Here is a 353-nt window from a genome sequence, read left to right on the forward strand (position 1 = left end):
AGGATAGCTGAATTTATAGCTGATATTGTTAAAACCAAAACTCAACTTGTAGCAAACCAAACCACTCAAATCCAAAACTTAAGTAATGCTCTTAATCAAACTATAAAAGAAAAAGATAATATTATAAATTCTAATACAAATCATATCAATCAATTACAAAGTAATATACAAGAAAAATCAACCCAACTCAACCAAACCCAATCTAAACTATCCTTCCAAACCAAATATGGTACAGCAAAACAAAGAATTCAAAATCAACTCTCCTATAAACTAGGTCAAGCTATGATAGTAAATTCAAAATCTGTACTAGGTTATATAAGAATGCCTTTTGTATTATCTTATATAAAAGATAA

General features: G+C 27.2%; 1 pseudogene. It reads left to right on the plus strand.

Annotation, left to right across the window (positions count from 1 at the left end):
* Window positions 1-353 (plus strand): annotated as a pseudogene (locus tag CAMP5063_RS08440) (glycosyltransferase family 2 protein); the annotation flags it as partial.

The sequence above is a fragment of the Campylobacter sp. RM5063 genome, assembly GCF_024723655.1.
GTDB classification, from domain to species: Bacteria; Campylobacterota; Campylobacteria; order Campylobacterales; family Campylobacteraceae; genus Campylobacter_D; species Campylobacter_D lari_D.